This window comes from Nocardia sp. NPDC058658, from assembly GCF_042716665.1.
GTDB lineage: Bacteria > Actinomycetota > Actinomycetes > Mycobacteriales > Mycobacteriaceae > Nocardia.
This window is the reverse complement of sequence record NZ_JBHXRR010000011.1, coordinates 137,515-153,014: the sequence shown is the minus strand read 5'-3', so window position 1 is coordinate 153,014 and position 15,500 is coordinate 137,515. Positions and strand designations below refer to the sequence as shown.

The 15,500-nt window shown below is 66.9% G+C and carries 14 protein-coding genes; 6 read left to right on the top strand and 8 right to left on the bottom strand.

The genetic code is table 11. From position 1 onward, the window contains the following. Positions 1–6: 6 nt before the first annotated feature. The 3 genes from eccD to ACFWUP_RS18175 all read left to right on the top strand — a co-directional run bounded on the left by eccD (position 7) and on the right by ACFWUP_RS18175 (position 3,701). Positions 7–1,476 carry a type VII secretion integral membrane protein EccD gene (gene eccD, locus ACFWUP_RS18185; protein ID WP_379235641.1) on the top strand — a complete coding sequence of 490 codons (1,470 nt, stop codon included), beginning with the start codon at positions 7–9 and terminating at the stop codon, positions 1,474–1,476. Continuing rightward, entirely contained in the window at positions 1,473–2,891 is a 1,419-nt protein-coding gene (mycP, locus tag ACFWUP_RS18180; RefSeq protein WP_379235639.1) for a type VII secretion-associated serine protease mycosin, read from the top strand. Before eccD ends, mycP begins: the two co-directional genes overlap by 4 nt. Before the next feature lie 63 nt (positions 2,892–2,954). Continuing rightward, positions 2,955–3,701 (top strand): potassium channel family protein, encoded by a 747-nt coding sequence (locus tag ACFWUP_RS18175; RefSeq protein ID WP_379235637.1) that lies wholly within the window; start codon positions 2,955–2,957, stop codon positions 3,699–3,701. Position 3,702: 1 nt separating this feature from the next. Here ACFWUP_RS18175 and eccB read toward each other — a convergent pair whose 3' ends face one another. Further along, positions 3,703–5,184 (bottom strand): type VII secretion protein EccB, encoded by a 1,482-nt coding sequence (gene eccB, locus ACFWUP_RS18170; RefSeq protein ID WP_379235635.1) that lies wholly within the window; start codon positions 5,182–5,184, stop codon positions 3,703–3,705. Positions 5,185–5,298: 114 nt separating this feature from the next. Here eccB and eccE point away from each other — a divergent pair, with 114 nt between their 5' ends. Beyond that, positions 5,299–6,942 carry a type VII secretion protein EccE gene (eccE, locus tag ACFWUP_RS18165; RefSeq protein WP_379235633.1) on the top strand — a complete coding sequence of 548 codons (1,644 nt, stop codon included), beginning with the start codon at positions 5,299–5,301 and terminating at the stop codon, positions 6,940–6,942. Between the two features lie 4 nt (positions 6,943–6,946). On the opposite strand, the gene ACFWUP_RS18160 is transcribed toward eccE, so the two are convergent. Then, entirely contained in the window at positions 6,947–7,507 is a 561-nt protein-coding gene (locus tag ACFWUP_RS18160) for an NADPH-dependent FMN reductase (protein ID WP_379235631.1), read from the bottom strand. A 101-nt stretch (positions 7,508–7,608) separates the two neighbouring features. Here ACFWUP_RS18160 and ACFWUP_RS18155 point away from each other — a divergent pair, with 101 nt between their 5' ends. Then, complete coding sequence (locus tag ACFWUP_RS18155; protein ID WP_379235629.1) at positions 7,609–8,586, top strand: GAF domain-containing protein; 978 nt, start codon at positions 7,609–7,611, stop codon at positions 8,584–8,586. A gap of 3 nt (positions 8,587–8,589) precedes the next feature. Here ACFWUP_RS18155 and ACFWUP_RS18150 read toward each other — a convergent pair whose 3' ends face one another. Beyond that, complete coding sequence (locus tag ACFWUP_RS18150; protein WP_379235627.1) at positions 8,590–9,435, bottom strand: S-methyl-5'-thioadenosine phosphorylase; 846 nt, start codon at positions 9,433–9,435, stop codon at positions 8,590–8,592. 133 nt (positions 9,436–9,568) lie between these two features. Between ACFWUP_RS18150 and ACFWUP_RS18145 the strand changes: the two genes are divergently transcribed. Continuing rightward, a complete protein-coding gene (locus ACFWUP_RS18145; RefSeq protein ID WP_379235625.1) occupies positions 9,569–9,895 on the top strand; it encodes a metal-sensitive transcriptional regulator in 327 nt (108 codons plus the stop codon). Positions 9,896–9,910: 15 nt separating this feature from the next. Here ACFWUP_RS18145 and ACFWUP_RS18140 read toward each other — a convergent pair whose 3' ends face one another. The 5 genes from ACFWUP_RS18140 to ACFWUP_RS18120 all read right to left on the bottom strand — a co-directional run bounded on the left by ACFWUP_RS18140 (position 9,911) and on the right by ACFWUP_RS18120 (position 15,448). Continuing rightward, entirely contained in the window at positions 9,911–10,825 is a 915-nt protein-coding gene (locus ACFWUP_RS18140) for a nitrilase-related carbon-nitrogen hydrolase (protein ID WP_379235623.1), read from the bottom strand. Between the two features lie 543 nt (positions 10,826–11,368). Further along, positions 11,369–12,346: a helix-turn-helix domain-containing protein gene (locus ACFWUP_RS18135; protein WP_379235621.1), complete on the bottom strand. Its 978-nt coding sequence runs from the start codon at positions 12,344–12,346 to the stop codon at positions 11,369–11,371. Between the two features lie 2 nt (positions 12,347–12,348). Then, on the bottom strand, positions 12,349–13,242 hold the full coding sequence (locus tag ACFWUP_RS18130) for a helix-turn-helix domain-containing protein (RefSeq protein WP_379235619.1): 894 nt from the start codon (positions 13,240–13,242) through the stop codon (positions 12,349–12,351). Positions 13,243–13,490: 248 nt separating this feature from the next. Then, the gene (locus tag ACFWUP_RS18125; RefSeq protein ID WP_379235617.1) at positions 13,491–14,369 is read right to left on the bottom strand and encodes a nitrilase-related carbon-nitrogen hydrolase; all 879 of its coding nucleotides are present in this window, start codon (positions 14,367–14,369) and stop codon (positions 13,491–13,493) included. A gap of 116 nt (positions 14,370–14,485) precedes the next feature. Next, the gene (locus ACFWUP_RS18120; protein ID WP_379235615.1) at positions 14,486–15,448 is read right to left on the bottom strand and encodes a helix-turn-helix domain-containing protein; all 963 of its coding nucleotides are present in this window, start codon (positions 15,446–15,448) and stop codon (positions 14,486–14,488) included. Positions 15,449–15,500 lie beyond the last annotated feature (52 nt).

Genomic DNA, 15,500 nt, shown 5'->3' with positions numbered 1-15,500 from the left:
GGAGTTTTGACGCACGCGCGACTCGATCATCATGTGGAAGAGGACTCCGCACGCGGCATCGTTCGCGCGCCGGACCTTGCCCGCGTGACCATCCTGGCCAAGCACACTCAGGTCGACATGGCGATCCCGGTGGATGTGCCGGTTGCCCTGGTCATTCCCAGCGTGGTCGACATGGTCGCCCAGCACAGTCGATCGAATGATTTCGACAACGACGGCGAACGCTACGAGCCCGCCGAATGGGTGCTCGCGCGCATCGGCCACCCCCCGTTCTCGAACTCGCTGAGCCTGGGCGAGCAGGGCGTGCGTGACGGCGAACTGCTGATGCTGGAGAGCGCCTCGCACGCGGCGCCGACGCCACTGTTCGACGACATCATGTACAACGTCGCGGTCGCCGATGCCGAGCACTACCGCAGCTGGACGCCGAAGACGGCTCGCATCACCGGTTCGGTGCTCGCCGCGATCACCATGCTGGTCGGTTGCTTCGGGCTGTTGGCCGCGCCGGATGCGTTGCCGTTCTGGGTATCCGGGTCGCTGGCGCTGTTCGTCTCGATCCTGTGTGTGGTGGCGGGCACGGTGCTCAGCCGCATGTACCGCGACACCTCGGCCGCGCTGGTACTCGGTGGCTGCGCGCTGCCGACCGCGTTCACCGCGGGTCTGCTGCTGGTCCCCGATCATTACGGTGCGGCGCATCTGCTGCTCGGATTCGCGCTGCTCGGCGCCATCGCAGTGCTCGCGTGGCGGGTCACCGGCATCGGGCTGGCGCTGTTCATCGGTACGGCGACCGTCTCGGTGTTCGGGGTGCCCGCCGCGCTGGTGGGGCTGCTCACCGATCAGCCGGTCAAGGCGATCGGCGCGGTTGTCGCGGCCCTCGGTCTGGCCGGATTGTCTCTCTCGCCGCGTATTTCGATGCTGCTGGCGAAACTGCCGTTGCCGCCGGTCCCCTCCCCCGGCACCCCGATCGATCCCACCGAGGACGACCCGGACGACCACCGCGCCCTGCCGACCCTCGATGCCCTGCGCGCACGGTCCGAGCGCGCCCGTAACTACCTCGCGGGCCTGGTCAGCGCGACCACGCTGGTCACCGTCGTCGGCGCGCTGCTGGCGACCAACGCCGGTGCCGAGGACCCCTACTGGCCCGGCATCTCGCTGGCACTGGTGTGCGCGGTGGTGCTGATGTTCCGCAGCCGCACCTACGCGGGCGCCGAACAGGCCATCGTGTTGATCGCGGGTGGTGCGGCGATCGTGCTGATCATGCTGATCGGCGTCGCACTCGAAATGCGCCAGCCCCTGGTCGTTTTCGGCGCCGCGCTGGTGATCCTGGTCTCGGCGCTGGTGATGGGTTTGATCCTGCCGAACCAGTCCGCGACTCCGCCGATGCGCCGGGCCGTCGAACTGCTCGAATACGCGTTCGTCGCCGCGGTGCTGCCGCTGGTGTTCTGGGTCGCCGATCTCTACTCGCTGGTTCGCGGGCTGTGAGGCTCGGCTTTCGACTGACGGCCGTTGCTCTTGTCGTCGGTCTGAACGCCGGGTTCGGGCTGTACGGCACGGCTCACGCCGAGCGGCCGCCTGCCATCGATCCCGGGATGTTGCCCGCCGGTGATCCAGCCGCGCCGCCGGACAAGACCGAAAAGGGCAGCGGTGCCAACGGCCTGTGTTTCCGGACGCAAGCAAGCAATTCGCTCGCCGTCATTCCGACCAGCCAGCGTTCGCTCGATCTGGACCGCGCATGGCAATTCTCGCGTGGCGCGGGGCAACTCGTCGCGGTGATCGATACCGGCGTGCAACCGCATCCTCGTCTGCCCGACCTGTGGGCGGGCGGCGATTATGTGGCCGCCGGCGGCGACGGCACCGAGGACTGTGACGTGCACGGCACGGTCGTGGCCGGGATCATCGGCGCGACCCAGGTCGATGGCCAAGGGTTCTCCGGTGTGGCGCCGGAAGCCCGCATCCTCAGCATTCGCCAGAACAGCACGCTCTACCAAGCCGAAGGCGCCGGACGGAACAAGTCGCCCGATGACTTCCCGGACGGCTACGGAAAGGTTTCCTCGCTCGCCAGTGCGGTTCGACGTGCAGCCGACTTCGGCGCGAGCGTGATCAACATCTCACTGGTTTCCTGCCCGACGAGTTCACCGGCGAACGAGCCGGCATTCCGTGCGCTCGGCGCGGCGGTGCAGTACGCGGCAGTCGAGAAGGACGCGGTAATCGTCAGCTCCGCTGGCAACTCCGACGGTGCCTGCAAGTCAGGCAATCCCGGACCCGACCCGCTCAAGCCCGCGCAGGATCTGTGGAGCACGATCCGCACCTACGTCAACCCCGCCTGGTACGACGAGTACGTTCTGTCGGTCGGCTCGATCGGCGCGAACGGCGCCCCGTCGTCGTTCACCGTGCCCGGTCCGTGGGTCGGCATTGCCGCACCGGGAGAAGGGATTACGTCCCTGGATGCCAGGACCACCGGCATCTCCGACGGCAAGTACGACAACCAGGGCAAGTACATGGCTTACAGCGGAACGAGTTTCGCCTCGCCATATGTCGCCGGTGTCGCCGCGCTGGTACGCGACCGGTTCCCGGATCTGACCGCCAAGCAGGTCATCGAACGACTGCAGGCCACCGCTCACGCACCGGCCGAGGGCTGGAACCCCTACATCGGTTACGGCGCAGTCGATCCCGTCGCGGCGCTGACCAACGAGGTGCCGAGAGAACTGCCGCCGAAGCAGGCAAGTCCGGCCCGCAGTCTGCAGCTCGCGGTACCCGCACCGCCGCCGCCGCCCGATAACACCGCGCGCAATGTGGCCCTGATCGGTTCCGGCGCGATCGGCCTGATCCTGGTCCTCGGTGTGCTGGCGTCGTTCCCGATCCGCCGAAAGTTCGGGATGTCAGCCGACGATCTCTGACCTGCTCGACCACAGAGCAGGGTACGGTCCTGGGGCCGAGGACCCATCTACCCAGGTAGCCGTATGAATACAACCGAACGACCGCTTACCCGCAGGCAGCGGTGGGAGCGTGCGACCAATCTGCCGTTGATCGTGCTCGCGGTGGTGTTCGTCGTCATGTACGCGTGGCGGGTGCTCGACACCGATGCGTCACCGACGCTCGATGCCGCTCTGCTGTGGGCGGATATCGCGATCTGGGCTGTGTTCGCGGTCGATTTCGCGGTCAGGTTGTGGCTGTCCGGCGACCGGGTGCGGTTCGTACGCAAGCATCCGTTGGACCTGCTGGTCGTCCTCGTGCCGCCGTTTCGGCCGCTGCGCCTACTCCGAGCCTCCCTACTGCTGCTCGACGCGCTCAATCGGGCGACGCATCCACGCACTCGGCTGGTGACCTTCGTGGCCACCAGCTCGGTGCTGATCCTGTTGCTGACGAGCCTGGCGTTCTTCGACGCCGAATACGGCGCACCCGACAGCAAGATCGAATCGTTCGGCGACGCGCTGTGGTGGTCGGCGGTCACGGTGACCACCGTCGGGTTCGGCGATGTCTACCCGGTGACCACCGAGGGCCGCTTCGTCTCGCTGATCCTGATGACCTTGGGCATCGGCCTGATCTCGTTCGCCATCGGCACCATGACCAGCTGGGTCGTCGAACAGCTCAAGACCGTCGACGATGCCACCGACCGCGCCGAGGCCACGCTCCGCGAACTGGTCGACGAGGTCAAAGCCCTGCGGACCGAGGTCGCCGAACTCCGCTCGACCACACCGCCCGACTAGCTCACTTCACCTCGGCCACAGGCTTTTTGGCGGGCGAGGGATCCGGCGCGACACCGTCGTGCGCGACCATCGCCTCTTCCCGACCCATCGTCGGCCCACCCGCGAGCAGCCCGATGATCGGCCACGGCGCCGGTTCGGCCTTGACTTCCTCCAGCCCGAGCGCCTTGACCGCGTCGCCGTTCTTGATGCCGAAGCGGACGCCGGTGTCGGCGATGTAGAACAGGCTGTCCTTGCGACGGCTGTTCGGCTCGATGCCGGTGGACTGGACGTAGGCGCCAGAGGCCGGCGGGATGAAGACGGTGTCCGCGTTGGGACCCGCGCCGTCGGCCTGCGCGAGATCGACCATCTTCGCCTTGTCCGGGATCGGCAGGTCGATGCCGGTGAGCAGGGTGAGTTCGGCGCGCGCGGTGGCATCGGCGTTGTCGGTGGCGCCCGCGATCGGCTTCCACGACATGCAGCTGACGGGCTGGTCCTTGGCGGTGATCAGCGTGGGCCGGTCGCGCGGGTAGTCCTGCACCTTCAGCGGGTTCTGCACGGTCGGCGCGTAGGTGCGGTCGGTGGTCTGAATCGTGGTGCCGGGCATCGTCGTCGGGTAGAAGTTGCGAATGATCTGGGCGGTCACAGCCGTGATCGGCTGCAGTCCGTCCTGGAGCACCACGTAGTTCTGGTTGGACTCGTTGAAGACCTGGACCACGTCACCGATCTTGTGACTGCTCACGTTGTAAGTCGGTGTGGCACCGGGGTTGTCGATCACCGGCGTGATGATCGGCAGGACTTCGGGAATCGCGTTGAGCAGTCCCTCGCTGATCGGACGGGGGGTCAAACCAGTGACGCCGAGCGCGTGGGTGACGGCCGGATCGTCCATCTTCACCCGAGCACGCTTGCCGTCGTAGACCAGATAGGTCGCGTCCTTGCCCTTCACGAGCATGGCCTTGCCGTCTTCGACCTTCGACGCCTTGGCACCCAAACTCGGGTCACCCGCCAGCACCGACGTGGTCAGATCAGCACTGCCGTCGGACTTGAGCTGATCGCACACCGTCCAGGTCCGCCCCTTGCCGCCCTTGTCGTACAGGATCGACGACGGCGCACCGGGAATGCCGATCAGCTGACCGCGCGGCTTCTTCCCGAGTTCGGACTCCTTGACGATCGCCGCCTTCGACGCCTCACCGGCCGCCAACCGGGCCGAAGCCAGGTTCAGCGCGGGATGCACGACGTTCTCGACGACCACATACACGCCGCCGGATTCCTTGGCGATCAGGATCTTGCTGTCGCCGATCTTGTCCTGTGGGCGCAACAGCGCGAGGATGCCGCAGCCGGCCAGGACCACCAGGCCCAGCACCAATCCGACCACGTAGGCACGCGTCTGCGCGCGCATCGGGTCGTGCAGCATTCGCACATCCCGGCGCACCAGGGCGTGCTCCATTCGCCGCACCAGGAAGCGGTATCCGCTGACCTGCCAGCGCGTTGTGGGTTTTGAAGGCATGGTTCCTCCCCCGAACAGTGCTCTCGTCCGGGCAACACAGTACAGTTCCCGGCAGCAGATGTTCGCATGCGGCCATCGGTCGCCTCGACAATCGGGTACCTGGGGGAGGAACGAATGGCTGAGTTCACCGGCGCGCAACCGCGCCCGCTGTTCGGTCGGATTACGTTGTCGCAACTGATCACCGCGCAGGTCCTCGGCCTGATCGCAGGGGTTGTCGCGATGATCTGCGGGCTCGATCCGCTGCCGTCGCTCGGCATCGGGGTCGCGGTGGCGCTGATCCCGCTGATCCCGATCGGCAAGCGCACGATCCTCGATTGGATCTCCACGATCCGCAGGTATTCCGGCAAGCGCGAGTACACCCTCGGCGACACCGTCGACTTCCGTGACACCGACGGCCGTTCGCTCGGCCTGTACTGGGACGGCAGTCGCGTGGTCACCGTCGTCGAGGTGCTCGCGCCGCGTGGTGGGCTCACCCGCATCGCCCGCACCGCCGTGCACGCCTCGCACCTGTTGCCGCTGCCCGAGCTGGCCGCCTGCCTCAATCAGCACGACATCCTGCTCAGCGGGATCGACATCATCAGCCACGGCCACCGCAGCCGGTCCGGCACGCCCGCGGGCGCGATCTACGAATCGCTGCTCGGCCCGCTGCCCGCCACCGCGCACCGCACGGTCTGGCTCGCGATCAGTTTCGACGCGGTGGCCTGCCCGAACGCGACGGCTCGTCGCGGTGGTGGCACCGACGGCGCTTCCCGTTCGGTCACCATCGCCACCCAGCGGATCATGCGCACCCTCGAAGACGCCGATTGCAACGCGCGCATCCTCACCGCGCCGGAAATCCGCAAGGCCGTGCAGCAGATCACCGCGGGTCTGGACCCGCGCACGCTGACGCAGCGCTGGAAGTACGCCGAGATCGGCAATGCCGTGAACATCGGCGCCGCAGTGGATCCCAAGCAGCTCGGCTCGGATCTGCTCGCGCAGCTGTGGGTTGCGCCGTCGCGGGGCACCACGGTGGCCGTGCGGCTGCGTCCCGGTAGCGACGCCGAATCCGTGAGTGTCGGTGCCGCTTGGCGTTTGACGGCGCGGGAGCTGCCGGAGAAGACCAAGTCCAAGGGCATGGTGTCGATGCGCGGCCGTCATCGCGACGCGCTGCTCGCGCACCTGCCGATCGCGGTGCCCGGTGTCGACGACACGATCCCGACCATCGAGTACCCGATCGACGTCATCGGCGCGCTGCACCTGCCGTCCTCGGGTTGCGGGCAGCTGCTCGGCTCCGACGACGAGGGCAACGGCGTCGCCACCAGGATCGTCGGTACCGGTATCTCCACGGTGTATGTGGCGGGTGAGCTGTATCTGGCCCAGCAGTTGGTGTTCCGTGCGCTGGCCGTCGGCGAGCGGGTGCTGGTGCGCACCGACCGGGCGCAGGCCTGGGAGCAGCTGGTCACCACCGTCGGCAATCCGGAGCGTCTCACCATCGCGGTCGAAACACACCAGTCCGACGCGGGTTTCACCGCGACGGTCGTCGACGGTGTGCTCGCGCCCGCCCCGCACGCCGGTGTCACCACGATCTACCTCACCGGTGACCCCAACGGCTGGCCTGCTTCACGCCCCGACTTGGAGATCTTCCAGCCCGGCGCGATCGGCAACCGGGTGGTCCTACGCACGGGCACGACCAGGGTGAACCTCACGCTGGTGTCGATCCCCCGCGAGGCGACCTACATCGGTCAGCCGCGCGGGCAGCGTGCGATGGCTTCCGCCTGACCGCTCAGCCCGGATAGGGCTCTACGGTGCGGGCGGCGCGCAGAGTCGTTCCCCACCAGGCCAATTGGTTCAGCATGCGGTCGCAGGCGTCGATCGCGGCGTCGTCGTCGGTCATGCCGGTCTTGTCGAAGCGTCGTTTGGCCTGGGCGAAGCTCACCGATTCGCGCACCGACACCATGTGCAGTTCCGCGACCACCTGCCGCAACTGCTCCACCGCGCGCAATCCGCCCGACAGCCCGCCGTAGGACACGAACCCGATCGGCTTGGCCCGCCACTCGTGCTTGGCACTGTCGAGCGCGGTCTTCAGGGCGGCCGGGTAGCCGTGGTTGTACTCGGAGGTGACCGCGATGATGGCGTCGGCCGTGGCCAACCTGGCCCGAAAACCTTCGGTGGCAGGTGATTCCGTGAGATCGGCGGGCAGGCCGAGCTCGCGTAGGTCGAGCACCCCCACCTCGAAATCGGGCCGCTCGCGCAGCGCGGTGACCAGCCAACCCGCGGGCACGTCCGCGAATCTGTCGGGACGGTTGCTCGCGACGATGATCTCCAACCGCAACGGTGCGTTCATGCCGCAAGCCTATCGACCCACGCCCCCTGATCTGGCGCTCACTCCGATCAGGCACGATGGGACACAGTCGTGAAGTACTCGTGGGGAGCGAAGGGGGTCACGTGATTCTTGGACGGTGGCAATTGGTAGAGACATTGGGCGAGCCGGACACCTGGTCGATGCTGACCACGGGGACCACGCCACGTGAGTGGGCGTCGTACCACCGGGCGATTCCGGCCCGGCTGCGACCTCTGGTCGCGGGTACGCACGAGACGGGTCAGCCGATCGAGCAGGTACTGCCGAAGTCGCGAAATCCTTGGTCGGAGCTGCGCTTTCGGGCCGAGCCGGTGGTGTGGCCGGGGTCCTCGACGCATGCGGTGAAGGTGTGGGTCGGCGCCGGCGCACCCGCCGACGCGCTCAATGTCTCGCCCTTTCAGATCGATGCGCGCAACCGTCGCGTGCGCACCCGGCCCGCGGATCTCGGGCCTCAATTCGCCGATGACCCAGTCGATTACAGCGCGGCCGATTCGTTCCAGCTCGTCGAGCGTTTCGATCACGGCCTGGAATTCGCCGGGGCACTGCATCGTTCGGATCCCGGCAGCCGGTGGTCGGGTATCGCCACCGTGCATTCGGCGATCGGGCCGCGTTCGGTGCTGATCGCCGCGCGAAACGGCACGGAGGGGCAGCGGTTCGAGTGGCGGGGAGTCACCGTCGACGTCACCGACAGCGTTGCCCCGCAACCCAAGTCGTTCGAGGCGGCCACCCTCGAGCTGCTGCGCGAAACCCAGGCCGGGCTCTATCTGGTCATCCTCGACACCGCGCAGGTGCGCACGGTGCGCTGGGTCAGCGAGCCGGTGCCGGGGCTGGCGTGGCGCGGGGTCGACGAGCGGACCGTCCCGCACCCCGACGACCGGCCCAGGATCGCCGCGCTGCGCGCCGAGATCCTGGCCGGTGCCACCCGTGCCGGGCTGGCCGGGTTGCGGCTGGCCGCCGAGGACGGCGGCTGGCTCACTGTCGACGTCGAGGTGTCCCCGCTGCCCGGCGGTGGCGCGGCAGCCACGTTCGTGCTCGCTCAGGTGCAGGTCACCTCGACGCCGTAGCGGTCAGGGCAGTTCGAAGGGCAGCGAGACCCCGGCGTGCACGCGGCAGCGGTCACAGGTGTCGGTGCCGTCGACCGCGGTGACCGCCCGACGCATGAGCTCCTTGAACGGGCCCAGGTTCTTCTTGAACTCGGCGAACACGTCGACCGCGTGCACACCGTCGCCCTCTTCGAGCCCGGCATCCAGATCGGTGACGAGAGCGACTGCGGCGTAGCACATTTCGAGTTCGCGGGCGAGGACGGCTTCGGGGTGGCCGGTCATGTTGACCAGGTCCCAGCCCTGCCCGGCGAACCAGCGGCTCTCGGCGCGAGTCGAGAAGCGCGGGCCCTGCACGACGACCATCGTGCCCGAATCCTCGACCCGGAGCGCACTCGAGGTTCCTGCCTGGTCGTGCTCGGCGTCGGTGTCGCGGCCCGCTCGCACTGCGGCGGCGCGCAGATCGTCGCAATAGGGGTCGGCGAAGGAGACGTGCACGCCACCGCCGTCGAAATAGGTCTGCGGACGACCCGAGGTCCGGTCGACGAGCTGATCCGGCACCGCCACGGTTCCCGGACCCCAATCGGCGCGCAGGCTGCCGACCGCGCACGGCGCGAACACCCGGCGCACCCCGAGCGAACGCAGCGCCCACATATTGGCCTGGTAGGGCAGGGTGTGCGGGGCGAACTCGTGCTGCTTGCCGTGGCGCGGCAGGAAGGCGACGGCGCGGCCTTCGACCTCCCCGATCGCGATCGGCGCACTCGGCGCGCCGTACGGTGTGTCGACCTCGACGTGCGTCGCGTCATTGTCGAAGAAATCGTAGAAACCGCTGCCACCGATGACGGCGAGCGCGGGGCGGGGAAGCGAACTCATGGCGCTGATTCTTCCGTCCGCCACACCCGCACGCACCACCGGGACCGCGCATCTGACAATTCCGCCGCGGAACTGTACCCTAGGGGGGTATTAGTTCGCCAGGCGAGCTACCCAGCAGGCGAGGAGACCTCCGGTGAGCACACCCACCCCCGACACCGCGACCGACGGCGAGCACACGGGCCACGGCTACATCACCGCCAAGGACGACTACCTCAAGCGACTGCGCCGCATCGAGGGCCAGTCCCGCGGGCTGCAGCGCATGGTCGAAGAGGAAAAATACTGCATCGACATCCTCACCCAGGTCTCGGCGATGACCAAGGCGCTGCAGGCCGTGGCGATGGGCCTGCTCGAGGACCACATCTCGCACTGCGTGGTCGACGCAGCGGTCGCCGGTGGCCCCGAGGCCGAAGCGAAGATCAAAGAGGCCACCGACGCCATCGCCCGCCTGGTGCGGTCCTAAGGCCGACCGGTTCGCTCACACCGCCCGGGCCGATCGCGAATTCGATGGCTCGGCGTGGAGAGTCGAACCCACCCGACGAAGCTGCGTCAGTCGCGACGTCCGGCTCAGGTCGAGGTCGGCCACGAGCAGGCCTTCCGTTCCCTCGGCGAGCGGTGCGGCCATCTCCAACCCGTTCGGGCCGAGGATCCGTGAGACACCGCCGCCGCCGCGCAGCAGCCTGCGGTCGGGGATACGCGAGTCGACGACTTCCCAACCGGTGACCGGCACGACCGCAACCGGGGCGACCACGTAGGCCGCGGCGTCCATCGCGTAACGCACACAGGTCGAGGTATTGAGTTCGGGGCCGAACAACTCGTCGCCCTCGCAGTGGGCGAATCCGGACCAGGCGGCAATATGGATCTGTTCGCCCGCACTGCGGGTACGCGCACTGATCTCCGATCGCCAGTGGTCACTGCCCCCGAGTACGCCGACGCGACCACACAGGGTGTCGCGCACGAGAGTTCCGCCCGCACTCCGCGCGAATACCGTGCGCTCGAGGCCGGTCGGGTCGCCCTTGCGCACGATCGTGATAGTGCCGTCGGGCTCGATCAGCGCTTGCGACATGAATACTTCGCGTTCGGCACGCTCGGCGAATCCGAGCGAGACGGTGACGCCTTTCCGGTTGGCCGCGCTGGCGATCGCCTGTAACTCGAGGCCGTCGGCGGCGAGCGAATTCGCCAGGTAGCGCGAGGCGAACTCCTCGCCCCAATCGACAGATTTCAGCCACATCCACCACGGAAACCCGGGCAGGAAGGTTTCCGGAAAAGCCAGGAGATCGACACCACGGTCGCCCGCGGTTTCGATGTATCCGATGACTTGCTCGACACCGGCAATCCGATTCAGCCATTTCGGTTCGGCCTGGACTGCTCCTACTCGCACTCGATTCGACATCGATGAGCTCCTCGCTGATTGAACGCTGAAGTACGTTCATTTCACTATGCATGAGAGCTCCGGGGCGCAAACTGTCATTTCATGCCGCCCGACGGACCGAGCATGCCAGCAACGGAACCTTCACGTAATTGCACACGTGTCATTCGCTGGCGACTCGGGCAGCCGCGATGACATGGGCCCGCACGCGAACGATCACCGCGATGACCCCAGCCAGCACCACAGCCATCGCGATGCTGCGACTGTGCGCGTCCGTAATGCGGTACCACGACGAGGAATAGGCCAACTGCTTCAGACCGGGGCTGTCTCGGCAAGGTGACCGCCAGGCTCCCCGAGACGGCGACGCCGGTCATGAGAAGTACGAGCACACCGTCACGACCGGGCAGGATGAACGCGACCGCGCCACACCGTGTGCGCCGATTGCTACTCCCGACATCAATGAGTCGAAGAAATTGAGCGTCGGAAGCGCAGTTCCTGGGTCGGCATATCGGTACCGCGATTTGTTGGCAGAAGAAATAGTTTTGCCCACCGAATAACGGACGGCAGCTATCCGATGTGAACACCGCTACGAGCTATCGCGCGAAACTCGCCCGGCGTCATGCCCATGGCTGCCTGGAACGCGCGATAGAACTGCCGCTCGGTGGCGAATCCGGAAGCGCATGCCACGGCCGCCACCGAACGGAAATCCGCCGCCGCGAGCAACTCTCGCGCCCGTTCCAATCGCAGTTCGCGCAGCATCGCACCCAGCCCGCCCTCGAACTCCTCGACCACCCGATAGAGCGTTCGGCGCGATACTCGGCAGGCGTCCGCGATCCGATCGACCGTCAATCCGGGGTCGGTGAAGTTGGCGTGCAGATAGTCGAGCACGTGCTGCCCGTTCACCGCTCCGGCCTGCGTTCGGCCGGGCCGCCCGCCCGCCGCGATGGTGGCCGCCGCACCGAGAAGATCGATTCCGTTGGCCGCGAGTACCGCCGCCGCCGTCGGATCGGTGCTCTGCAATTGCGCGACCCGTTGGAAGAATCTGGCCAGCATGAGCCCGACGCCACCCTCGCCGACGACCCTCCCCGCAGGCAAGGCATCAGCACGGAACCCGAAGTAGTCGACGACTCGTTGCCGGGGAACGCGGATGGTGAGGTCCTCGAACGGGCCGTCGGAGCGCCACCGAATCGGCTGCGCGGTGTCGTAGAAGATCATCGCGCCTGGTGCCAGCGCGACGCTGTTGCCCGCGTGCTCCACCTGAGCGTGCCCCGAGAGCACGACACTGCCGATGATGTGCGGCTCGCTCGACCTGGCGATATGCCGCCGCGTCCGCCGCAGTTCATGGCCGCCGGCCGCCACGGTGCCCACGACGACATCACCGAAGTCGGACGACCTGATCTGCCCTTCGAACGCATCCGGCACCGTCGGCGCGATCGACACCTCGATGAGCGAACCGGTGACCAGCTGCTCCCAGTGTCCGAATGCTTCCCGCGCCGGTACCTCCGCAGTCGAGGCGACCTCCGGAAACCCTTCGAAGGCCGTCATCACTACCCTGCCGGGATCTGATGAAGCCGCGCCCGGTGCTCGCCGGGAGTGATCCCCGTCTTGGCTCGGAATGCCCGGTAGAACTGCCGTTCTGTCGCGAACCCGGACTCGGCCGCTACGGCGGCGACCGTCCGGTCCGGGTATGCCGCGAACAATGATTTCGCCCGCTCGACCCGGATCGACCACAGCCGCTCCATCACACCGGGTTCGCCGTCCTCGAAGAGGCGATACAGGGCTCGGCGTGAGAGCAGGCATTCCCGGGCGATGTCGTCCACCGTCAGCGTGGGGTCGCCACAGCGCCGACGAAGGACGTCGCGCACCCGCAGCCGTGCGTGTGCCCGTTCGCCGAGTTCACCTGGCAACTGCCCCGAAGTCAGCGCGAGCGTCGAGGCCAGCAGCGGCATACTGTGCGCCGCCAGCTCCGCTGCCTGAGCGGGCGCGGTGCGCTGTAACGTCGTCACATTGCGGAAGAACTCGATCACCGGGCCGGCTGCGGAATCGGGGGTCATGGTGATCGCGGCGGGCGTGGACGACTCGACCCAGCCGCCACGCTCGGCCAGCTCCTGAGTCGGCACCTGAATGACGATCTGCTCGTGCACCCCGTCGGACTCCCACCAGTTCGGGCGCCTGCTGTCGACAAAAACCATTTCGCCAGGGCGTAATTCGGCCACTCGGCCGTCCTGCGCGATCCGCCCGGTACCCGAAAGACAGATACCGACGTACAACACCTCGGCACTCGACTGGGCGATATGTTGCCGGGTGCGCCGCACCCGCTGCCCGCTGGAACGCAGAGTGGTGAACTCGGCTCCGCCGGCCGAGGCGCGCGTGAGCTCACCGGTGAAAGATGTTTCCGGACCGAGCGGATCGATCGTTACCGGGACGTAGGAATTCGACATGACTGCTTCCCATTCACCGAATGAGGCGGCCGAGGATGTGTTCATACTGCACCCGTTTCTAGATTGCTATCGCCGACCTCTCGATAGAAACCTAGCATTACCCGATCAGCACACCACTAACGCTGGGTCCGTCACCGCAGCCAAACTTTTACCCAACAGCGTTATCGTTCGTAAATGACACCGAAGATGTCTCGTATCAATATCGAATCGCCACTCGAACAATCCTGAGTCACAGGATTCGGCTATCGCTAACCGGCCGCGCGCATATCGGCGCGACCATCTGTCCACGGGTTGCCCGACTCGTCGAGCTCGATGTCGGCGAACAGCAACCCCGGCTTGCCGGGCGGCAGCGGCCGGACCAGGTCGCGGCCGTCCGGCCCGAGGATCCTGGCCACGCCTCCCCCGCCGCTGAGCAGCAGATGTTCCGGTGAGCGCGCGTCGACCACCGACCACCCCGTCATCGGGACCAAGGCCGTTGGCGCGATCACCACTGTTCCGCTGTCCCGCGCGTACTGCTCGGCGACCGTACTGTTCACCGCGACCACGATGTCGTCGCCGACCTCGTGATACACCGTGAATCCGGAGAACGCGGCAACGTGGACCTGCTCCCGCCACAGGTCCACGCGCCGGTCCGGGCACAGGTGATCGGCTCCCCCCAGGACGCCGACCCGGCCCAGTTCGGTGTGGTAAACCACCGACGGCACCACCCCGTCGGCGAAGACTTCTCGTTCGAGCTGCGTCGGCCACTGTTTGCGCGAAACCTGCACCAGCCCGGCAGGACTCACGATCGCCTGCGCCATGTAGACCTCGTCGCCAACCCGTTCGGCGAACCCGAGCACCACCCATACCCCGGCCCACTGCGCGGCATCGGCGATCGCAGTCATCTCGGCGCCGTCTCTGGTCATCGCGTTGGCCAGATAGCGCGACCGGAACTCCGACCCCCAGTCGACCGCGTTCAGCCACAACCACCACGGATACCCCGGCAGGAACACCTCGGGAAACGCCACGAGCTGCGCCCCACCGGCGCCCGCGTCCTCGATGAAACCGATCGTCTGCGCGACCCCGGCGGGCAGATACAGCCACGCCGGCTCGGCTTGCACCGCCGCTGCCCTGATCCGAATCGCCATCGTGCCCGCCCCTCGCGCTCCACTGGTCCAACGAAATCCAGTGTGATGCACGTGCATATGTACTTACAGTCCGACCGCGCCAAGGTTCTGACAATCGGTGCCATGTTGATCACCGGTCAGTGCTGCGCCTGTCGGTACGCACGCGGGGTCATCCCGGTTTCCTGGCGAAAGACGCGATAGAACTGCCGTTCGGAGGCAAAGCCGGAGGCGAACGCAACGATCGCCGGAGATTGAGTATTGTTGCGCGCCAACATTTTCAGCGCATGTCTGACTCGTAACCTGCGCAAAGTCGTATTGAGGGTGTCGCCCGATCCGTCGAAAAGTCGAAACAGGGTACGGCGCGAGATATGACAGGCGCCCGCGATCTCGTCGACCGTCAATTCCGGGTCGGTGCAACGCTTTCGGAGGTAGACGAGCACGTGTTCGCGGCTGAGCGCATCGGCGGGCGTGTCGACGGGTTCGGCACCAGAGGCCAGTAACACCGCCGAGCCGAGCAGGTCGAGCGCGCTGCCGGCCAGGATGTCGGCCTGGTCCGGTGAACTCTCACGGATCCGCGCCAGATCACGAAAGTAGTTGGCCACCACGCCCGCTGGACTCTCCGGTGCGATCGCTGTCGCCGTCGGGATCCGTATCCGGCCGAGCCCCGGTTGTTCGCGCAGTACCCGCATCGGCACTCGCACGAGTACCTGTTCATAGGCCATGCTGTCGTTCCAGAGCGAGGGCATCGAGGTGTCCGTGAACGTCATATCCCCCGGCTGCAGCAACACCGATCGGCCGTCCTGAGTGAGCCTGGCCTGACCGGAAACCTGGATGCTGGCCAGCAGGTATTCCTCGGAGGCGCGGGCCACGTCTGCCTTGGTACGACGGAATTCCTGATTCCCACCCGCGAGCGCGGTGAACGAGCAGTCGGGTGCCCCGGGCAGCATCCCGCTGGTCACCCGCCCGAACGTGGGCGCCTCGGTGATGGGCGCGAGCGTGAGCGGAAAGTAGGTCTGCTCCATCAACGCTGCCCACTGTTCGAACTCGGCACTGCGGGGCGATGGCGCCGAGAACTCGAGCGTCGTCGGCTCGTTCGCCATAGGCGTCCTCCGGAAAAACGGGAATCAGGCATAGCCGTCACTACGGCATCGC

Coding starts and splice junctions, on each gene's coding strand:
- ACFWUP_RS18125 (WP_379235617.1), bottom strand. CDS start 14,369: ATGGCGATTCGGATCAGGGCAGCGGCGGTGCAAGCCGAGCCGGCGTGG.
- ACFWUP_RS18120 (WP_379235615.1), bottom strand. CDS start 15,448: ATGGCGAACGAGCCGACGACGCTCGAGTTCTCGGCGCCATCGCCCCGC.
- ACFWUP_RS18140 (WP_379235623.1), bottom strand. CDS start 10,825: ATGTCGAATCGAGTGCGAGTAGGAGCAGTCCAGGCCGAACCGAAATGG.
- ACFWUP_RS18130 (WP_379235619.1), bottom strand. CDS start 13,242: ATGTCGAATTCCTACGTCCCGGTAACGATCGATCCGCTCGGTCCGGAA.
- ACFWUP_RS18135 (WP_379235621.1), bottom strand. CDS start 12,346: ATGACGGCCTTCGAAGGGTTTCCGGAGGTCGCCTCGACTGCGGAGGTA.
- ACFWUP_RS18150 (WP_379235627.1), bottom strand. CDS start 9,435: ATGAGTTCGCTTCCCCGCCCCGCGCTCGCCGTCATCGGTGGCAGCGGT.
- ACFWUP_RS18175 (WP_379235637.1), top strand. CDS start 2,955: ATGAATACAACCGAACGACCGCTTACCCGCAGGCAGCGGTGGGAGCGT.
- ACFWUP_RS18160 (WP_379235631.1), bottom strand. CDS start 7,507: ATGAACGCACCGTTGCGGTTGGAGATCATCGTCGCGAGCAACCGTCCC.
- eccB (WP_379235635.1), bottom strand. CDS start 5,184: ATGCCTTCAAAACCCACAACGCGCTGGCAGGTCAGCGGATACCGCTTC.
- eccE (WP_379235633.1), top strand. CDS start 5,299: ATGGCTGAGTTCACCGGCGCGCAACCGCGCCCGCTGTTCGGTCGGATT.